The organism is uncultured Thiodictyon sp. (assembly GCA_903837595.1).
GTDB lineage: Bacteria > Pseudomonadota > Gammaproteobacteria > Chromatiales > Chromatiaceae > Thiodictyon.
Genome location: CAILVI010000284.1, coordinates 1 through 19178, shown reverse-complemented (window position 1 = coordinate 19178; position 19178 = coordinate 1). Strand labels below are relative to the sequence as shown.

The window sequence follows — 19178 nt, the reverse complement described above, 5'->3', positions numbered from 1 at the left end:
CACTACTCACGCAACGTGGCTGAAGAGTTCCTCGGCATCCACCACATGCAGGCCGGCGGCCTTCAGCACGGTGATGGCCTGATCCGGGTCGTCGAAGCGGAAGATCAGGATCGCCTTGTCGCCGCGGCGCAGTGAGAAGGCATACAGATACTCGATATTGAGCCCCGCGCTCTCCAGGACCTTCAGTGCCTGGGCCAAACCGCCGGGGCGATCGAGCAGGTCCACCGCCACCACCTCGGTAAGATTGACCACCCAACCGGCATCCTCCAGGACCTGCCGGGCCTGCTCCCACTCACGCACGATCAGGCGCAGGATGCCGAACTGGGCAGTGTCCGCCAGCGACAGGGTCATCAGATTGATGCCCGCCGCGGCGATCGCCTCCAGCGGGGCGCCCAGGCGCCCGGGACGGTTCTCGAGAAAGAGTGAGAGTTGCTGCAATTTCATGGTCTATGACTCCCCTGGTGTGTGACAACTAGCGGGCGATCTCGATCATCGTTCCGGCCGCCGCCCGGTGCCCCAAACTGGAGGTCGAGGCTTCAGCCGGACCAGCGCCGCTAAGATGCAATGCCGACCGGCTAAAGCCTCGACCTCCGGTCTACTCGCGACCGGAACGACGATCAAGGCCAAAAATCGGTCTGTCAAATCGCGCGCTGGTCGATGACGCGCTTGGCCTTACCCTCGCTGCGCTCGATGGTGCGCGGCTCCACCAACCGCAGGTCCACGCGAATACCGCAGATCTGCTCGATGGCCTGGGCCAGACGGGCGCGTACCGCCTCCAGTGCGCCAACCTTGTCGCTGAAGACCTCGGGCGTGACCTCCACCTCCACCGCCATCTGATCCAGCCCGCTCTTGCGTGTAAGGATGATGCGGTAATGGGGCAAAGCGCCCTCTACCTGCAACAGTGCGGCCTCCACCTGGGACGGGAAGACGTTGACCCCGCGGATGATGATCATGTCATCGGAGCGGCGGCCGATACGCTCGATGCGCCGCAGGGTCCGCCCGCAGGCACAGGGCGCGGCGATGATCCGGGTGATATCGCGCGTGCGATAGCGGATCATCGGCATCGCCTTCTTGCTCAGCGTGGTCAACACCAGCTCGCCCTCCGCCCCGTCCGGCAGACTGGCCCCGGTCTCGGGGTCGATGATCTCCGGGTAGAAATGGTCCTCGAAGACATGCAGGCCGTCTTGCTGGGCGCACTCGCTGGCCACCCCAGGGCCGGTGATCTCCGACAGCCCATAGATGTCATAGGCCTTGAGCGCAGTGTTTGCCTCGATGTGTACGCGCATCGCGTCCGACCAGGGCTCGGCGCCGAAGACCCCCACGCGCAGCGGCAAGCCCTTGAGATCCACGCCCGCCTCCTTGGCGCGCTCGATCAAATGGACGAAATAGCTCGGGGTGCAGCACAGCGCGGAGACGCCGAAGTCGCGCAACACCATGAGCTGACGCTCGGTATTACCCCCGGAGACCGGGATGACCGTGGCTCCCAAGGCCTCGGCCCCGTAATGCGCGCCCAGGCCCCCGGTGAAGAGCCCATAACCGAAGGCATTCTGCACGATATCCCCGCGGTGCAGGCCGCAGGCGGCGAAGGTGCGCGCCATCACCTCGGCCCACACATCGACGTCCTCGCGGGTATAGCCGACCACGATGGGCTTGCCGGTGGTCCCGGAGGAGGCGTGCAGGCGCACGATATCCCCCATCGGGCTCGCAAAGAGACCGAACGGATAGGTATCGCGCAGGTCGGTCTTGATCGTAAACGGGAGCTTGGCGATGTCCGCCAGCTCGCCGATGGCATCGGGGGTCAGACCACGCGCCTCAAGGCGCTGGCGAAACAGTGGCACATACTCATAGGCGCGGCTGACCACCGCGCGCAGGCGGCGCAGTTGCACCTCCTTCAGGCGCTCGGCGGGCAGAAAATCCGGTGCACTGGCGGGATGAAAGCCCCCCGCCGCATCGTTCCACAACTCTGTCTGCATCGTGTCCCCCTCGGTCAACGTCATCTATTGAGGTGAAAAGCCGTACCTGTCGGACAAAAATTGTACAGGACTAACAAGATTTTTCAGGATTCACAGGATGAGAAAATCATGACCCACGCCGTCAGCCATCCTGTTAATCCTGTCTCTTTATCCTCAGGCAGCAGGGGTCTCACGTGCGGCCGCGGCGGCACGCCCGAGCGAGAATGACTGTTCGTTGAGCTTGTGGAGCTTGGGCGCCAGATTGGCATGGATGGCGGCGAGCCAGTGCTCCTGCGCAATCGGCAGCTGCGCCGACAGCGCCCCCAGCAGGGTCACATTCAGGCTCTTCTTGTTCTTGAGCGCCTCCGCATCGAGCAGGTCGGGGCTGATCAGCACCCCGTCCGGCCCCAAGACGGCACGATTGACCTCCACCTGCGTCTCCTCCAGCACCACGAGCACGTCCGCCTCCCCCGTGGGGACCATGGGACTCCAGACCTGCGGCCCGAAGCGCACATCGCTGCTCACCGAGCCACCGCGCTGGCTCATGCCATGCAGTTCACTCTTCTTGACGTCGTAGCCGGCGCGAAAGGCGGCGTCGGCCAGGATGTCGGAGGCCTTGATGACCCCCTGACCGCCGAGCCCGGCAATGACCACGTTATGAACTTTACTCATGGGCTCGACCTCAATCATCGACGACTGGAGCGGGGGCGGTCGCCGACCGATCGGCCGCGGCCTTCTCATAGAAGCGGATCTTGGGGGCCGCCAGGACGCAGGGCTGACGGGTCACCACCAGCGAGGTCTCGGACCTGGCCAACAGGTCCTTGAGCAGCGCCGCCAAGGTGCCCTCCGGCGCCTGGGAATCCACCAGATGGACGTTCTGCACGCCCATGGCGCGGGCCAGGTCCTCGAAGTGGATGCGCCCGGTGGGATCGTGGCTCAGGGTGCGGCCGGTGCCCGGGTGCTCCTGCTGTCCGGTCATCGCGGTGGTGCCGTTGTCCAGGATCATCACGACATGGCCGGTGGCGGGCGGGTTGTAGACCATCTCGGCCAGGCCGGTGATCCCGGAGTGGACGAAGGTGGAGTCGCCGATCACGCTCACCACCCGCCGCGCCTCTTCTTCCGGCAGGACGTGGCGCAGCCCCAGGCCGACGCCGATGCTCGCACCCATGCAGACGCAGGTGTCCATGGCCTGGAAGGGCGGCAGCACGCCGAGCGTGTAACAGCCGATATCACCGGCAACGATACAGTTGAGATCGCGTAAGACCTCGAAGACCCCCCGGTGGGAACAGCCTTGGCACAACTCCGGCGGCTTGCCCTTGGGCGGCACCGGCTCGGCGCTCTGGTCCCCGGCCAGGATGCGCCGCACCCGCGCCACGTTGAGCTCCCCGAAGCGATACTGCTCCGGCTTGCCCTCGGCCGGAATACCGGCAGCGCGCACCGCGTCCAGCAGCACCGGGTCCCCCTCCTCCAGCACCAGCAGACGCTCACAGCCCTGCGCAAAGGCGCGGATGGTCTCCAGCGGCAGCGGATAGGTGAGACCGATGGTGAGTAGTGATGCCTCCGGTGCGGCCTCACGAGCATGCATGGCGGCAATGCCGGTGGCGATGAGACCCAACTGGGGGCCGCCCGCGAAGACCCGATTCGGCCCCTCGGCATTGTTCCAGGCGGCGATCTCGGCGAGTTTCTGACGCAGCCGCCGGTGGGCCGGCTTGGCGTAGGCGGGGATCATGACCCGCGCCGGGATATCTCGCTTGAAGCCCGGTTCAGGCGCGACCGGCGACCCGGCCGCGAACCCATTCTGCGGCCACACGATCGTCTTGGCATGGCAGACCCGCGTGGTGACGCGCAACAGCACCGGGAGATGCCAGCGTTCGGAGAGCTCGAAGGCCAGCAGTGTGAAGTCGTAGGCCTCCTGAGAGTCCATCGGCTCCAGCATGGGCACGCTGGCGGCGCGGGCGTAGTGGCGATTGTCCTGCTCGTTCTGGCTGGAGGCCATGCCCGGGTCGTCCGCCGAGACCAGAACCAGACCCGCGGCCAGGTCCGTGTAAGCGGCGGTGAACAAGGGGTCCGCCGCCACGTTGACACCCACGTGCTTCATGGTCACCAGGGTGCGCGCCCCGCCGAAGGCGGCGCCCAAACCGACCTCCAATGCCACCTTCTCGTTCGGCGACCACTGGGCGCGCCCGCCGAGCCGGTCAAAGGTTTCCAGGATTTCCGTGGATGGGGTACCCGGATAACCGGTACCCAGGCGGACCCCGGCATGAAGAGCGGCCAAGGCGATGGCCTCATCGCCGCTCAGGAGTTGTGGTGCATCGCTCATTCGTCGTAAGCCCCTCGTCGGCGGGAGATCGGTGACCGCGGATTATCCTCCCGATTGCTGCGGCGCAGCAAGGCGCCGCGCACGCTCAGAAGCGCCGCCGCCGCGCCGGCCGGTCGTCCTCGTGGTCAAGCCCCTCATCGATATGAAACGTGGGCTCAGGGTCCAGGTCACCCGCCGCCGAGAGGGTCGGTTCGATGCGCGGGGCAGACGCCGGGGCCGTGGTCGCTGTGGGGGTCGGCGCGGCGGCGACGGGCGGCACCGGCGTAGGGGTCGGGTCCACCGCGCGGGGACGCGCCCGCACCGGCCGCAACCGCGGCTCCCGCGCGTCGTCCACCGACACCTCGGAGAGGCTGTGCCGGACCTCCTGCGCCGCCGGGCCTGCCGGCACGGCGCGCGGGACCGCCGGCGGCGCCGGCGCCCGGGCCGACGGGCGCAGGGCGGCGATGGCCGCATGGATACGCTGCACCAACTCCGCCTCAAGATAGTCGTCGGCCTCGCGCAGCCGCACGAAGGGCAGGCCGGCGGCGACACAGACCCGATCCAGGGTATCCGGCCGCACCGCACGGCCCATGCGCGAGCGGGGGACCAGATTCACCGCGCAGGCAATGGCGCCGCTCCCCGCCCGGCAGACCAGGAAGTCGAACTGGCGATCCCCCAAGCGCGCAAAGGCACGGCGCCGCGCCGCACGGTCCAGCCGTCGCCGCACCCCGATCACCTCCGCCACCCGCACCCGGCCGTAGACCCGGTAGTCGGGACCCAGCGCGCGTTCCAGCACGGCCAGAAAGGCGCGCTGGGGCGGCGAGAACAGCGCCTCATCCGCCAGATAAGGCCACCGTGCACGGCGCCCGAAGCGCCGGTGCAGGCTCAGAATCAGGGCCAGGAGGAGCAGGCCCCCCAAGCCGAGCAAGAAATAAAAATGTCCCACTGTGCAGTCACCTGATGGCTGGCCGCCGATGCAGCCGTCTTGCCGATGGATCGCGCCCGCGGCCAGCCATACGTTGAAGACACCGACCCGATGTTCGATGTCATCGTGAAAACAAAACCTTAGAATATTACACGAGGGCCGCGCCGGAAGTCACGCGGGACGCAGGCACTCTGGCTCCCACGCTCCCGCGTGGGAGCACGCGCGGGCGCTCCGCGTCCATTCATCCGCAGGGACGCGGAGCGCCCGCCCGGCATTCCCCTACTTCCGCGTGGGAACGAGAAAGAATCGCGCCGCCGGAGTTCCGGGAGGGCCCGCGCCAGACTTAAATCGCGCCCCTGGAGACTGCGGCAGGCCCCAGACAGAATGAAACTGTGCGCCGCTGAACCGGAGGCGGACGCCTGGGGACTTGAGCGGTGTCGCTAAGATCGCGTTTGGCACATCTCAAGACTTGCGGCGCGTTCCTGAGCTCTTGAGATGTGCGCCGCAAAGGTTCAGGCGTGATGCAAAAAAATTAAAAGGAACAATGCGTTGGCGCACATCCACACGCCGTATCCCTTCAGGCGTGCGCCGCAACACTTGCGGCGCACATCTGAAGCCTTGGGGGACGCCGCTGGACCCTTGAGCGGCACCGCTGGAACCTGGCGCGGCACGCCTGGATTTTGGAGCGGTGCCGCGCCGGCCCCGCGGGACGCCGCGCGCCCCTTGAGCGGTACCGCTGGGACCTGGCGCGGTGCAGATGAAGCCTCGCGGGACGTGCCGTCAAGTCCATCACAAGCCCCAACCCTAACGATGGGCTGAGGGCCTGAGTGCAAAGGGACAAAGGACAGATGGCAAAGGGCTAAAGAGTCCTGGCGAGGCGCAAACCCAGGAAGCTGCCCGCTTCATCCGCGGTGTTCCAGTTGCGGTAGGCCGACCGGAGCCTCCCCGGGAAGAAGTTCCAGCCGCCGCCGCGAACCACGCGCCGGACATCGCTTTTGACATCATTATTGCTTTCGCATTTCTGCTCTTGCCCGTCGTATGGGGCGGCATAGATAGAACAGGTCCACTCCCAAACATTGCCAGCCACCTCATGCAACCCCCAGGGGTTAGCGGGCAGGCTGCCGACCGGGACGGTCTTCTCCCGATAGACCCCGGTCTTGGCCCCGCAGTCGTTGTAGTCGTCGTATTTTCCATCATAGTTGGCCTGGTCGGTGTTGACGCATTTGCCGGTCCAGAAGGGGGTGTCAGTCCCAGCACGGGCGGCGTATTCCCATTCGGCCTCGGTCGGCAGGCGGTAGGGTTGGCCGGTCTGCTCGGCGAGCCAGGCGGCATAGGTGGTCGCGTCATTCCAGGAGACATTGATCACCGGGCGGTCGCCGCGGCCCCAGCCCTGATCATTCGGCTTCTTGCGGCCGGTCGCCTCGGCGAAGCGATCGTAGTCGGCGAAGCTGACCTCGGTCTGGCCGATGGCAACGGGTTGGACCCTGACCTCATGGCGTGGACCCTCGTCGTCCGCGCGCTCAGGCTCATCCTCCGGCGAGCCCATCTGGAAGGTCCCACCGGGTCGTGCGACCATGGCCGGACCGTCAGTGCCGTTCTTCAGCCGGTCACGGAAGACCTTGGGCCGCGGCAACGTCGGCTCCGGGAGATCGAGCCCTTTGGGGTTCTGGAACCGGGCTCGCTCGGCGTCGGTCAGCGGCCGCGCCAACGGATCGGCGAAGACGGCACCGTGGCCGGTAGTGGTGAGCCAGACACGGATCAGGTTGCCGGCGGGCGGGGTATCGGCCAGGGCGGCGTCGGCGCCCGGGGGCGGGTCGGTCAGGCGGTCGGCGATGACAGACGGGTCGCCCCAGGCGAGGTACTGGAGCCGGGCGGCGGCGAAGGCACCGGGCGCGACCGTCGCCGCGGCTCCGATCTGGACGGTATTGACCCTACGCACCGCCGCGGCCGGCTGGTCCGGACCGGGTGCGTCCGCCGCCGGCGCGGAAAGCTCAACGAGTCCCGGCGCCGGGAAGCCGCCCTGCGTCAGCACCCCGGCCAACCCCGCCGCCAAACCGGCCGTGCCCGGTGTGTGGATGATCTCGACCCGGACTCCCCGGCGCGACAGGGCCTCGGCGGCCTGCGCCGCCTGCGCGGCGACGGCCCGCAGCCCCGGCTGACCGAACCCGTCGCCCCCCCGCCAGGCCAGATGCAACCCGAGCCCGAGCAACAGGGCCAGGGCCGTTGCTGCCAAGAAACCGCTGAATCCGCCCGGCCGCCGGGGCAACCGCCGGGCCAGCCGCCGCGGCAACAGAAAGTCGAGCAGACGCGGGCGCAGCACGGCATCCAGAAAGTTGCGGTCCTGTAGCGGGGCGTCCGGACCGGCGAGCGCCGCCAGGTCATGGACCCAGCGCCCCAGGCGCCAGCCCCGCTCGCGCCACGCGGTACGCAGACGCGCCAGCCAGGACCGAGGTGAACCGGAGACCGCCACCGGCAGGCGCAGGGCCTCATCGCCGTCCACGCTGGCGCGCGCCAGGAGCTCCCGGTAAATGGCGCCGATGCGCCGGGCCTCGGCGCGCCCGGTCCGGTCGGAGAGGGCCAGGCGCAGCCAGTCCGGCAGGTGGCCGGCGCGCAGCCAGGGCAACCGGGCCAGGCGCAGCAGGCGCTGGGCGCGGGTCGCGGCGGGGTCGGCCGGGAACAGTGCCTGGTCCAGCAACCGGGTCAGTCCCGGGTGCACCTCGGGGTAGACGGCCGCGGCAGCGAGCAGCAGGCCGCCGTGGGGGCCGAGCCAGGCGTCCAGGTCCGCCAAGAGGGCGCGCCGGTCCGACACGTCCGGGGCCGGGTCAAAGGCGGCGGCGCTGGTCCCGAGTGCGCCCGGCAGCGTCGACTCCGGCAGACCGCCGGCCGTGGCCGGGGCCTGGGTCAGGTGGCCGGCCAGACGGATCAGCCCGGCCTCGCCGAAGGGGGCAAGCGCCAGCCCCGCGCCCTCAAGGGCGGCGCGCCAGGGGTCCGGCACGGCGCGGGTGGCGAGCAGTGCGCGCCGCGGCCACAGGGCCAGGACCTGGGTCCAGTCGGCAGCGGACCCGCGCCAGGGGTCGACGAAGGCGGCGGGGTCGCCGACGATCAGGAGCCGGGCGCCGGCATGGCGGGCGGCCAGTTCCGCGAGGCCGATCCCCTGCCCGCGCGGCCCCAGCACCCGGGCGGGATGGCGTTGGAAGGGGTAGCGGTGGACCTCGATGCCGGCCTCGCGCAGGCGCAGCACCAGCGTTTCTGCGAGCCCCGCGAGGTGGTCGGCGCGGTGCTGGAAGTCCACCAGGACCACCAGGTCGGGCACCCGCGGCAGGTCGCGGTAGACAGGGGCGAAGAGCCCCTGACGGCGGGCGGTGCGCTCCACGGTGGCGCGCTCGTCCAGGCGGGTGGTGGGCACACGCACCGGGGTGTGTAGCCGGCGCAGCGCGCTGCGCAGGGCGGGGTCGGTAAAGAGCTCGTCGTCCTCCCCGGCCAGGGTGAGGTGGCGCAGGGGTGAATCCGCATCGCCCTTGCGATAGCGCAGCACGTCGCGGCGGCGCAAGGCGCGCCAGGCGACCCAGGCGAGGAGGGCCAGCCCCGGCAGCGCCGGCAACAGCCAGTCGCCGACCGCGAGCCAGCGGCGGGCGTCCGGGCCCGGACCCAACGACTCCGGCGGGGTCCGGGGGCGGATCGGCTCAAGCGGCAGCTTCAGATAACCGTCGCTGGAGCCCTTGATGGGTGCCGGGTCGATCGGCTGGATCGTGGGCGGCGTCTGCCCGGGACCCGGCGGCTCCGCCACGGGCTGGAGCCAGCGGTAGAGCCCGAAGGCCAGGGCCATGACCAGCACGCCGAGACCCAGGAGGATGGGCCGCAGCCGGGTCTGCGGCGGTGGTTTGCGGGGCTTCGCGGCGCGCCGCACCGGCGTGGGCGCGGCATCGGCCGTGGGCGCGCCGGCCTGGCCCAACCATTGGTCGAAGACCTGGGCAAAACGCCGCTGCTCGTCCGGGGAGCGGCAGAAGAGCGGCGCCAAAAGCGCACGCACCCGTTGTGGGTCGGCCGGCAAGCGGTGGCCGGCCGCGAGCGAGGCGAGCAGGTCCTGGGCGTTCTGCCAGCGGTCGGGGCCGGTGGGCAGGCCGGCGCCTTGCAGCAGCCGGTCCAGCTCCCGCAGCCGGGACCAGGGCTCGGACCAGGGACCCAAGTCGGGCTCGAGGGGGGCCGGGGCGGGCTCGGGCACGCTCATGACCGGCGCGTCACGCGTTTCTCAACGGCCCCGCAGGCCCGGACGCGGCGACTCCCGCCACCGGTCCAGCAGGGCCTTGGCCTGGGCCTGATCGGACTGGTTCTTGAATAGCAGTCCGCGGGTCTTGGCGAGCAGGTCCGCCGGGTCCAGGTCGGCGACACCGCCCGGGGGTGCGCCGCGGCGGGCCTCGGGCACCAGCGCGTCGAGCCAGTTGAGCAGCTCCGTCAGCGACGGCTTGTGGCCCAGACCCTGGGCGTCCCGGCGCAGGAAGCGGTAGAAGTCCAGCAAGTCAGCGAAGAGCGTACCGCCCACGAAGCGGGTACCGAGACGGGCCTTGACGATGTCCTCGATCGTGACCTCGCCGGCCCGGTCCTGACCCTCCAGGTCCTGGTCGAAGGGGGGCAGTTCCAGATGATGGTAAACGCACCGGCGCAGGAAGGGTTCCGGCAGGGCCTTCTCGGAGTTGCTGGTGATCACCACGATGGGCCGCTAGGCACGCTCGGCGAGCGTCAGCTCCACCGTCGGCAGGGGGTCGGTGTCGCTCGCCAGCTCCGGGATGGGGAAGCGCAGGCGCTCGATCTCCACCAGCAGGTCGTTGGGCACGTCGCGCGGGGCCTTGTCGATCTCGTCGATCAGGACCACGGTGCGCGTCGGGCGGCCGGGGTGCCCCACCGCGGCATCGGGCAGGCGCAGGTCGTCGCGGCCATACGCCTGGGACTTGGCGTGAAGCAGTGCGCGCCCCAGGGCCTCGAATGAGATGAAGCGCCGCGGGTCGGCCGCGCGGCCCTCGGTTTGGCTCGCGTGGAAGCGGCCGACGGTGTCGAAGCGGTAGAGCAGGTCGCGCGCCTGGGTGTCGGAGTTGCCATCAGCGCGATCCCCGTCATGTCTGTGTGCCAATAGGCTAACGGGTTCACTGGCCCAGGGCAACCGTGCCATGGCGCCATCGTGTCGCGCCGTTGCCGCACAATCCCGCAGGCGGTTTCCTGGTTTTCGCGATAGCATTACGCTAAGACCCTTTCGCGCACCGCCCCGGGACCGACCCACGCCATGAGACTGTTCGACATCATTGCCGCACTGATCACGCTGTCGGCGCTGTTCAGTTGGTTCAACGACCGCTTCCTGAAGCTGCCGACCGCGATCGGGTTGATGCTGATCGCACTGCTCGCCTCGCTGACGGCGCTGCTGCTGATCCCGGGCAACGATCCCTTGGAACATGACATACGGCGATTGCTCGCCGGCATCGACTTCAACGAGACCGTACTGCACGGCCTGTTGGGCTTTCTGCTCTTCGCCGGGGCGCTGCATGTGAGGGTCGCCGATCTCGCCCGGTACAAGTGGTCGATCCTGTTGCTGGCGAGTGTCGGCGTGGTGATCTCCGCCGTGCTGGTCGGCGGCGGCGCCTGGCTGCTGTTTTTTCTGGTCGGGCTCAAGGTCCCGCTGATCTACTGCCTGCTGTTCGGCGCCCTGATCTCGCCGACCGACCCCATCGCGGTGCTCAGTATCCTGAAGCAAGCCGCCGTGCCCAAGAGCCTGGAGAACAAGATCACGGGCGAATCCCTGTTTAACGACGGGGCGGCCGTGGTGCTCTTCCTGGTGCTGGCGAAGATCGCGACTGGCGCCGAGGTGGCCCACCCCGGCCTGTTCGTGCAAGCCTTCCTGACGGAGGCGTTCGGCGGCTTGGCCTTGGGGCTCGTCAGCGGTGGCCTGGCCTATCTGATGATGCGCGGCAGCGATAACTATCAAGTGGAGGTGCTGATTACCCTGGCCGTGGCAAGCGGCGCCTATGCCGTGGCCGAGCATTGGCAGGTCTCGGCGCCGATTACCGTTGTCGTCGCCGGGCTCTTGATCGGCAACCTGGCCCGCGAAGGGGTGTGGTCGGCCGAGACGATGCGATACGTGGACGCCTTCTGGGAGTTGATCGACGAGGTCCTGAACGCGGTGCTGTTCGTGCTGATTGGGCTGGAGGTGATCGTGCTGACCATCAGTGGGGCCATACTGCTCGCCGGCCTGCTGGCCATCCCCTTGGTGCTGCTGGCCCGGGCGGTCAGCACGGGGCTGCCGCTGGCGGCGCTGCGCCGTTTCCGTAGCTGGTCGCCGCGGGCGGTCGCGATCCTGACCTGGGGCGGACTGCGCGGCGGCATCTCGGTGGCGATGGCGCTCTCACTGCCGCACGGCGAGGTCCGCGACGTGCTGGTCTCAGTGACCTATATCGTGGTGGTCTTCTCCATCGTGGTGCAGGGCCTGACGCTGGGGGCCGTCATTCGGGCGATCGGGCAGCGGGGCGACCTGGAGTTCTCCACTGTTCGTTGACAACGGGTTTTCCAATGGCCGCGAATGCCCCGCGGCATCATTTGCATGCACTCAATGGTAATGCTCGGTGCTGTATTGCCCCGGGGCATTGCGACGATGGCGCACCATCCCGCGGGCCTCCAGGATCTGTTTGACGTCCTTGATCATGGAGGCGTTACCACACAACATCACATGACTGAAGGCAGACTCGATGCGCGCCCCCACCCGCGCCTCCAACTCACCGCCGGTGAGCGCATCGGTGATGCGCCCGCCCAAGGCCTGGGGACAGAATTCGCGACTCACCACGGGGACGAAGGTAAAGCGCTCCCCCCAGCGCGCAGCCAGCGCGGCGATGGTCTCGCCGTAGACCAGATCGGCGCCGCTGCGCACACCGTGAACCAGGATCACCCGCTCAAAGCGCTCCCAGGGGTCGGGGGTGCGCAGGATGGAGAGATAGACCCCGATGCCCGTCCCGGTGGCCAGCAGCCACAGGTTCGCGGCGGGCGCCACCGCCTCCAGGGTGAAGATGCCCCCGGCCTGGGCCGAGACCCACACCGCGTCACCGGGGTTGAGGACCGAGAGACTCGGGGTGAGCGGCCCCCCCGGCATCTCGTTGAAGAGGAACTCCAGGGGGCGCTCGGACGGCGGATTGACCAGCGAGTAGGGCCGCCCCACCCGCTCGCCCGCGATATCCAGCGCGATCTTGACGAACTGGCCCGCCCTGAAGTCGGCCACCGGGGCCTCCACTTGGATGCTGTAGAGACCCTCCGCCCAGGTGTGCTTGCCGACCACCGTGCCTTTGACCCATTCGCTCGCCATCGCCTTATTCCTGATTTAAAAGAATTTCCGAAATAGGGCACTGGGGGCCGCAGCGGTCCCCGAGTCCCCGAGTGAAGCGGAGATTGGTCCGACCAAGGCGCATTCAAAGCGCCCGGTGCCCGGCGGCGCCCCGGGGACGCCGCGCGATTGCAATTTCCGGGGTGCGCACCATGTTCATTCAGAGAAATGACTATCCACTGCGGAGCACCTATCGTGAAATCCACACTGTTCGCCCTCGGTCTGACCGCCATCAGCGGCGCCGTCGCCGCCGACCCGGCGACGGCCTGCCCGCCGCTGCTCGATCTGAGCGTTCGTCGGCTGGCCGGGGAGGAGGTCGTCAACCTCTGCGAAGCCTATCGCGGCCAGGTGATCCTGGTGGTCAACACCGCCAGCAAGTGCGGCTTCACCCCGCAGTACGAGGGGCTGGAGGCGCTCTATCGCAAGTATCGCGACCGCGGTCTGGTGGTGCTCGGCTTCCCGTCCAATGACTTCCTGAAGCAGGAACCCGGCAGCGAGGAGGAGATTGCGAAGTTCTGCCGACTCACCTACTCGGTCGAGTTCCCGATGTTCGAGAAGGTCAGCGTGACCAAGGGCAGCGCCACACCGCTGTTCGAGCGCCTCGCAGCCGCCGGCGCCCCCTACCCCAAGTGGAATTTCTACAAATATCTGATCGACCGCAACGGCAACTATGTCGACTATTTCGCGAGTCTCACCTCGCCGGACAGCAAAAAGGTGGCGGAGGCGATCGAAAAACTCTTGTGAGGGCGGATGCCTCAAGTCAGCGCCATGTACGCGACACCCCAAACCGACGACGGCTGGATCACGCGCGTGCAAGGGCGCCAAGGCGAGGCCTTGGTGGTGGATGCACACTTTGCGCTCCCGCTGGGTTTCCGCGAACTGGTGCGGGGGCGTGAGTCCGAACTGCTGTTCGCGGCCCGCAGCCGGCTGGCGCGGCTCGGGATCAACATCACGGCGCTGGCCGAGCCGGTCCTCGACGCCTGTTCCTGCGACCTGCGCCTGGAGGTGGTCGCCGCCATCCGTGCCTACGGGATGGCCGAGCATCTGGAGCGCTTGGTGGTCGCCGGGATGCGGGTCGGCCGGTTGGTCTTCTGCCCGCGGGACACGCGCCTGAGCTCCACCGAGATCCACGCGCTGATCCGCGACAACCAGATCCAGGTGCCGAGCGGTTTTTCACTGGACGCCCACGGTTACCTGATCCTGCGGCCCGAACAACAGGTCTTTCGCTTTCGCACCCCACTGACCTATGAGGAGGTCCACGCGGTCGCCTACCACGCGGACGGGAAGGAGCTGCTCAACCGACTCCAGGTCCGCACCCAGGTCGCCAATATCGAACTGGCCCCGATGGACGGCCTGGTGACCGCCTGTTCGATGTTCCTGCACCGACACTGCGTGGTCCTGCGCAACCTCGACGAGGCACTCGGCGTGCACCTCCAGGCCACGGTGCTCGACCCTGTGTCCACCCGCGGCACCAACATCTATCTGGAGTTCATCAACCGCTCCGATCAGCTCATCGTCAACCCCACGGTGGCCGCCACCGTCCATCCGGCCACCCGCCGGGAACCGCAGCACCACTACTGGCACGGCGGACCGCAACCCCAAGCGAGCGCGGCCGAGTCCGAGTACCGCGCGCTGATCCAGGTATTCGACCGGCTGGAGTCCTCGCCGCTCATGGTCGAGGACTGTCACCGGCTGATGGCCGCGACGACCGACCCAGCGGCCCTGCTGCACGGCGGCACGCCGGACCTGCTGTGCGCCCGCCCGGACAGCCCCGAGCCGCCCCACAGCGAAGAGGATGCCAGCGCGCAGAACCCCGCACCCCACGGCGGCGCCTGCCCCACCCCACTCGACCAACTCCCGGACGACGCCGCGGCGACGCTGCTGCTCGGCTACTTTCCCAATCTCATCGAACACGCGGAGATCTGTGCCGCGGCGCTCCGCCGCAAGGTCGCCCGCCTGTGCTTCCGGCGTACCTCCTTCGAACATGGGGTCTTCCTCTCGGAGCGCGACCATGCCCGCCTGGCCGACTATGAGGGTCTGGGGCTCGAGGTGTATTGGTGTAACGAGGCCCGCGGCCACATCGTGCGGCACGTCTTGCGCGGCATGCGGGGTTATTTCACCACCTCAGACACGGTGGATCGCTTCCGCTCCGCCCTGGTATTCGCCATCTATGGCTCGGTCAAGCCGCTGAATAATCAAGAGATCGTTGACACCGAACGGCTGATCGAGAACCTCCAGGGGCTGTTCGGCAGCGATATCGCCATCCTCACCGGCGGCGGCCCCGGGTCTATGCAGCAGGTCACCGATACCGCCCACCGGCGCGGCCTGCTGGTCGGCTCCAGCTTCATCGAGACCATGGACCAGGAGCAGAACAAGACCGCCGATTTCTACCAGACCTTTCAGGCGCGCAGCCGCCAATCGCGGCAGCGCTGGTTCGAGATCGCCAGTTTCCACATCTTTCTGATCGGCGGTGTCGGCACCCTGGAGGAGATCGGGCTCACCCTCACCGACATGAAGCTCGGCGTCATTGAGGCAAGCCCGGTCGTTTTCCTCGACAGCTCGGGGGGTGACTTTTACTGGGAAGGACTCAAGACCCAACTCGAACGCATGGTCCGCGCTGGGCGCACCCCCGGATGGCTGCTCGACAATATCCTGATGAGCTGCGATCCCGACGAGGTCCCGCGCTTCTACAAGAAGACCCTGCGGTTGGGGTGATCCTCAAGCAACAGCCGCTCTCGCGCCATCCCTGACCGATGCATAGGGCGGCGTCACGGCACGGCACGACGGCAACGCCGCACCGGTGGACAGGGCTCCCCGCATTCGGGATCGACTGGCCGCGCGAGGGCAAGTGCCCCCGTGCCGCCGGTCGGTCTATACCGGACCCCGGATCAGTACCGGCCGCCGCCCTCCCGGCCGCCGCCGTCGCGATCACGGTCGCGACCGCCGCCCCCTCCCCAACCACCACCACCGCCACCGCCACCGCCACCGCCACGCGGACGGCTTTGCTGGTCACGCGGGCGCGCCTCGTTGACGGTCAGCTTGCGCCCCTTGAACACGGACTCGTTCAGTTCCTTGATGGCGGTGTCGGCCGCGCCGTTGTCGGGCATGTCCACAAACCCGAAGCCCTTGGATTGTCCGGAAAACTTGTCTTTGATGACCTCGGCGCTTGCGAGTTCACCATACTCGCCGAAGATATCACGCAAATCATCGTCGGTGACGCTATAGGTCAAGTTGCCTACGTAGATCCTCATCGCTGTCTCTCACGCTCTTGTGTATTGATCGTAGGGAGCCCAGCGAGCGACCAACACACAAGTCCGCTCGCCGGAAAGAATCTACGTGCGGCCGGGGTCTGGCAGCGCCTGACCTGTGACATCCGGGGTACGCAAACGACAGGAGACCAGCCGCCGCAGACCAGGGTCGGCTGCATGCCTGGGAATGGATCGGGAGGGTGCCGACAGCCGCGCAGCGCCACCCGGGCAGGTGGTCAGCTGGGCGCGCAGACGGTTCGGGTCCCGAAAACAGTCCCCTGGGGGGAAGGCCGGAGGGCGCTGGCGTGTGGTCGTGTCGGTCGATCGGAACCCTGGATGCTAGTCGCAATGGATACAAGAAGAAAAGTAGTGTATCGGGATCGATGCGTCAACCGTGATTCGATCAAATTTATCGGCCGCCGCCCCCCACCGGCAGTGGCGGCCGCAGGGCTTAGTAGAGCGAAGCACAGATCCCGATATCATCCGGGAGTCAGCGTGAGATCAAAAAATGGACAGGATTCACAGGATTTTTCAGGATTTACAGGATGTATCCTTACCGCACGTCACAGCCAAAAATCCTGTTAATCCTGTCGAATTTCTTGCTGGCGACCCGGTGGCCTGAGTGATACCAGAAGCGGCGTTTCGCGGTGCCAGCTATAGCACCACCGGCGCCGCCGGAGCACCCGCATCAGATCACTGATTGCGGAACAAGGACCACACGTCACGGAAGTGCTCGTTGGTCGAGTCACCGATCCACTCGAAGGCGACCGACTCGGTGCACGACACCTGGACCCCGCCGTTGCGCATGCGGTCCAACACGTTGGTCTTACACTCGCTCTTGCGCGAAATGATGGCATCGGCCGGGACGAAAACCTGATAAGCCCAGCGCTGGAGCCCGGAAACCGTCTGGGAGATGCAGATGTGGGCCTCCATGCCGACCACGATCAATTGGCGCCGCTGCGGATGGGCCGAGATATTGCGCTCGAACCCCGGGGCCGTACAGCAGGAATAGGCAGTTTTTTCAGTCGGCTGGGTGTCCGCCGGCAGATTCCGGGCGATCGAGGCGATGATCGGCCCCAAGCCCGGCGAGTTGTGCTGAGTGGCGATCACCGGGATACCGAAGACCTTGGCGGCCGCGAGCAGCCGGTTGATGTTGGTGACGATCTGCTCCAGCTCGTGGGGCTGCATGGCCTTGGCCAGCCGCTCCTGGGCGTCGATGATGAGTAACTGCGAAGAGTCCCGCTGACACAGCGGCATCTGGACTGGTTGAATGCTCAAGGGATGTCCTCCGATTTTTGTTGTTGCTGATTGACTCAGCTTTTATTGTGCTTAGGCCGGGGGCCCAGCGACTTCAGAACACGAAGACCCGCGGCTCGGGGCAATTGGCCAGCGCCGGGATACTGGTCTCGAACAGCGCGGTACGGCGCATGGACCCATCGGCCGCCCGGGTCATCAGCCAGGCCTCCATGAGCGGCGGCTCGCCGAGCACACAGAAGAGGCGCCCGGCCAAGGCCAGTTGATCCTCCAACACCCACAGGACCTCAGTCCCGGGCACCGAGCCCGTCACCGCGATGACATCGAACGGACCACCCGCGGCCGGTCCGGCCAGGGCGTCCGCGGTGCGGACCTCGATCTCGTCGAGCCCCAAGCGGGCGAGACGCTCCCGGGCGGCAGCGGCCAGGGCGGGGTCGAGTTCCAGGCTGACCACGCTGGCACCCAGCCGGCGCAGGCACGCGGTCAGGTAGCCGCTGCCGGTGCCGACCTCCAGTACGCGTTCGCCGGGTTGCACATCCAGGGCCTGCAACAGGCGGGCGACCACCTTCGGCGCCAGCATCGCCTGCCCCTCACCGATCGGAACCTCCACATCGGCGTAGGCCAGGCCGCGGTAGGCGTCCGGGACAAAACCCTCACGCGGGAGCCCGCCCATGACGTCGAGCACCCGATCGTCGAGCACATCCCAGGGGCGGATCTGCTGCTGGATCATGTTGAAACGTGCGATCTTGCTGTTTAGGTCCACGCTGAGGGTCTCCGGGAGATGGGTGGCTGCCGCTTCAAGGGGTGTCAGGCTAAGGGCTTTGGGCCGGCCGCGCAACTACCTGCGGAAGGCGCGCGTCCACTCCCCTTCACGGAAATAGCCGTTCGGATTCTGCGATCCGTCTTTTGATAGAATTCTCAGACGCTTTTGCCAGATCCAGCCTGGCTGGCCGTAGCACCATCTCGGAATTGGGGAACCTACAAGATGCGCAGACCACGAGCCTTGCGGGCCGTCGCCCTCGCCATGGCCGTCGGCCTCCTCGCCGCCACCGCCGCTTCGTCCGCTATCGCGGCCGAGCCGTCCCCGCCCGCGCTGCGCGCGACGGCATCTTGGAGCGGCCCCAGACTCACCACCACGCCCATGGGTGCCGCGGACGCCGCCGCGATCGACACGCTGGCGCAGAACGCGCTGGCGCAGAGCCCGGACCTGCCGGGCCTGTGGATCGGGGTCTGGGAGCCGGCCAAGGGCTTCTATACGCAGGCCTACGGCGAAGCGGTCAAGGGTGGCGCGAAGGCGACGATCAGCGACCACGGCCGCATCGGCAGCGTGACCAAGACTTTCACGGTCGTCGCCGTCCTGGAGCAGATCGCCGCGGGCCGGCTGAAGCTCGAGTCCCGGATCGATGAGATCCTGCCGGACCTCGCCACCAAGTACCCCGTGATCGCGGGCATCAGGGTCGATCAGCTCGCGGGGATGCGCAGCGGCATCCAGGACTATGGCAACACGGGCATCGCCATCAAGGGCGTCGCCGCCGACCCGACCAAGGTCTGGACCGCGGACGACCTGATCGACGCGGCGATGACCCTGCCGCTCTCTGCCCCCGGCACGGGCGGCTACTCCACGACCAACACTATCATCCTGGGCAAGATGCTCGAGAAGCTCACCGGCAAACCCATCGATCAGATCGTGACCGATGTCGCCAAGCGCGCCGGGCTGACCCAGTCCGCGCTCCAGGCGCCCGACGTCACGACGATGCCCGATCCCGCCTCACGCGGCTATGTGGCCGCCACGGGCACCAAGGAAATGGAGGCGATCGGGGCTACCGTCGCGCCCGGCACGGACGTCTCCGACTGGACAGTCAGCTGGGGTCAGGCTGGCGGCGGCATGTACTCCACCATCGCGGACCTGGGCACCTGGGCCGGGACTGGTTTGGGCACCAGCCTGCTCCCGACCGACCTTGCCGCCAAGCGCCTGGCGCCGCAGAAGATCCCGGATGGCGACTACTTCTACTTCGTCACATTTAACGCTTTGAAATATAATCAAAAGTGGTATAAAATAGGAGCTTGATTCGAGCCCTTGAGAACGGCCACGCGGATGAACCGAGGCCCACCGGAACCAACTTCCCTTTAAGAGGATTCAAGATGT

The 19178-nt window shown here is 67.4% G+C and carries 16 protein-coding genes; 4 read left to right on the top strand and 12 right to left on the bottom strand.

Features of this window, described 5'->3' with window-relative positions:
- Positions 1–6: 6 nt before the first annotated feature.
- The 8 genes from QZY44_RS15595 to QZY44_RS15560 form a co-directional block, all read right to left on the bottom strand.
- A complete protein-coding gene (locus QZY44_RS15595) occupies positions 7–444 on the bottom strand; it encodes an amino acid-binding protein (protein WP_295447923.1) in 438 nt (145 codons plus the stop codon).
- Positions 445–638: 194 nt separating this feature from the next.
- Positions 639–1973: a phenylacetate--CoA ligase gene (locus tag QZY44_RS15590; RefSeq protein ID WP_295447920.1), complete on the bottom strand. Its 1335-nt coding sequence runs from the start codon at positions 1971–1973 to the stop codon at positions 639–641.
- Between the two features lie 153 nt (positions 1974–2126).
- Complete coding sequence (locus QZY44_RS15585; protein WP_295447916.1) at positions 2127–2624, bottom strand: indolepyruvate oxidoreductase subunit beta; 498 nt, start codon at positions 2622–2624, stop codon at positions 2127–2129.
- Positions 2625–2634: 10 nt separating this feature from the next.
- Positions 2635–4272 (bottom strand): thiamine pyrophosphate-dependent enzyme, encoded by a 1638-nt coding sequence (locus QZY44_RS15580; protein ID WP_295447912.1) that lies wholly within the window; start codon positions 4270–4272, stop codon positions 2635–2637.
- 85 nt (positions 4273–4357) lie between these two features.
- On the bottom strand, positions 4358–5197 hold the full coding sequence (locus tag QZY44_RS15575; protein WP_295447908.1) for a DUF2726 domain-containing protein: 840 nt from the start codon (positions 5195–5197) through the stop codon (positions 4358–4360).
- Positions 5198–6035: 838 nt separating this feature from the next.
- A complete protein-coding gene (locus tag QZY44_RS15570) occupies positions 6036–9404 on the bottom strand; it encodes an SUMF1/EgtB/PvdO family nonheme iron enzyme (RefSeq protein ID WP_295447905.1) in 3369 nt (1122 codons plus the stop codon).
- A 21-nt stretch (positions 9405–9425) separates the two neighbouring features.
- Positions 9426–9881, bottom strand: a complete 456-nt coding sequence (locus QZY44_RS15565) for a hypothetical protein (protein WP_295447902.1) — start codon at positions 9879–9881, stop codon at positions 9426–9428.
- A gap of 12 nt (positions 9882–9893) precedes the next feature.
- A complete protein-coding gene (locus QZY44_RS15560; RefSeq protein WP_295447899.1) occupies positions 9894–10301 on the bottom strand; it encodes a hypothetical protein in 408 nt (135 codons plus the stop codon).
- A 150-nt stretch (positions 10302–10451) separates the two neighbouring features.
- Between QZY44_RS15560 and QZY44_RS15555 the strand changes: the two genes are divergently transcribed.
- On the top strand, positions 10452–11714 hold the full coding sequence (locus QZY44_RS15555; RefSeq protein WP_295447897.1) for a sodium:proton antiporter: 1263 nt from the start codon (positions 10452–10454) through the stop codon (positions 11712–11714).
- Between the two features lie 51 nt (positions 11715–11765).
- Here the strand turns inward: QZY44_RS15555 and QZY44_RS15550 are convergent, their stop codons facing one another.
- On the bottom strand, positions 11766–12512 hold the full coding sequence (locus QZY44_RS15550; RefSeq protein ID WP_295447894.1) for a ferredoxin--NADP reductase: 747 nt from the start codon (positions 12510–12512) through the stop codon (positions 11766–11768).
- Between the two features lie 213 nt (positions 12513–12725).
- Between QZY44_RS15550 and QZY44_RS15545 the strand changes: the two genes are divergently transcribed.
- Both QZY44_RS15545 and QZY44_RS15540 read left to right on the top strand, forming a co-directional pair.
- Positions 12726–13274, top strand: a complete 549-nt coding sequence (locus QZY44_RS15545; protein WP_295447891.1) for a glutathione peroxidase — start codon at positions 12726–12728, stop codon at positions 13272–13274.
- A 6-nt stretch (positions 13275–13280) separates the two neighbouring features.
- Entirely contained in the window at positions 13281–15245 is a 1965-nt protein-coding gene (locus tag QZY44_RS15540) for an LOG family protein (RefSeq protein ID WP_365304514.1), read from the top strand.
- 173 nt (positions 15246–15418) lie between these two features.
- Here QZY44_RS15540 and QZY44_RS15535 read toward each other — a convergent pair whose 3' ends face one another.
- From QZY44_RS15535 to QZY44_RS15525, 3 genes are all read right to left on the bottom strand, one after another.
- Entirely contained in the window at positions 15419–15781 is a 363-nt protein-coding gene (locus QZY44_RS15535; protein ID WP_295447888.1) for an RNA-binding protein, read from the bottom strand.
- A 690-nt stretch (positions 15782–16471) separates the two neighbouring features.
- The gene (locus tag QZY44_RS15530) at positions 16472–17056 is read right to left on the bottom strand and encodes an isochorismatase family protein (RefSeq protein WP_295447885.1); all 585 of its coding nucleotides are present in this window, start codon (positions 17054–17056) and stop codon (positions 16472–16474) included.
- A 73-nt stretch (positions 17057–17129) separates the two neighbouring features.
- Positions 17130–17795, bottom strand: coding sequence for a protein-L-isoaspartate O-methyltransferase (locus tag QZY44_RS15525; protein WP_295447882.1), 666 nt, complete (start codon positions 17793–17795; stop codon positions 17130–17132).
- 222 nt (positions 17796–18017) lie between these two features.
- Between QZY44_RS15525 and QZY44_RS15520 the strand changes: the two genes are divergently transcribed.
- Positions 18018–19100 carry a serine hydrolase domain-containing protein gene (locus QZY44_RS15520; RefSeq protein WP_295447879.1) on the top strand — a complete coding sequence of 361 codons (1083 nt, stop codon included), beginning with the start codon at positions 18018–18020 and terminating at the stop codon, positions 19098–19100.
- The last annotated feature ends 78 nt before the right edge of the window (positions 19101–19178 follow it).

Excerpts from the sequence above, each read along its gene's own strand:
- QZY44_RS15595 (WP_295447923.1), bottom strand. The coding sequence starts at position 444 with ATGAAATTGCAGCAACTCTCACTCTTTCTCGAGAACCGTCCCGGGCGC.
- QZY44_RS15590 (WP_295447920.1), bottom strand. The coding sequence starts at position 1,973 with ATGCAGACAGAGTTGTGGAACGATGCGGCGGGGGGCTTTCATCCCGCC.
- QZY44_RS15535 (WP_295447888.1), bottom strand. The coding sequence starts at position 15,781 with ATGAGGATCTACGTAGGCAACTTGACCTATAGCGTCACCGACGATGAT.
- QZY44_RS15550 (WP_295447894.1), bottom strand. The coding sequence starts at position 12,512 with ATGGCGAGCGAATGGGTCAAAGGCACGGTGGTCGGCAAGCACACCTGG.
- QZY44_RS15585 (WP_295447916.1), bottom strand. The coding sequence starts at position 2,624 with ATGAGTAAAGTTCATAACGTGGTCATTGCCGGGCTCGGCGGTCAGGGG.
- QZY44_RS15540 (WP_365304514.1), top strand. The coding sequence starts at position 13,281 with ATGCCTCAAGTCAGCGCCATGTACGCGACACCCCAAACCGACGACGGC.
- QZY44_RS15555 (WP_295447897.1), top strand. The coding sequence starts at position 10,452 with ATGAGACTGTTCGACATCATTGCCGCACTGATCACGCTGTCGGCGCTG.
- QZY44_RS15570 (WP_295447905.1), bottom strand. The coding sequence starts at position 9,404 with ATGAGCGTGCCCGAGCCCGCCCCGGCCCCCCTCGAGCCCGACTTGGGT.
- QZY44_RS15580 (WP_295447912.1), bottom strand. The coding sequence starts at position 4,272 with ATGAGCGATGCACCACAACTCCTGAGCGGCGATGAGGCCATCGCCTTG.
- QZY44_RS15520 (WP_295447879.1), top strand. The coding sequence starts at position 18,018 with ATGCGCAGACCACGAGCCTTGCGGGCCGTCGCCCTCGCCATGGCCGTC.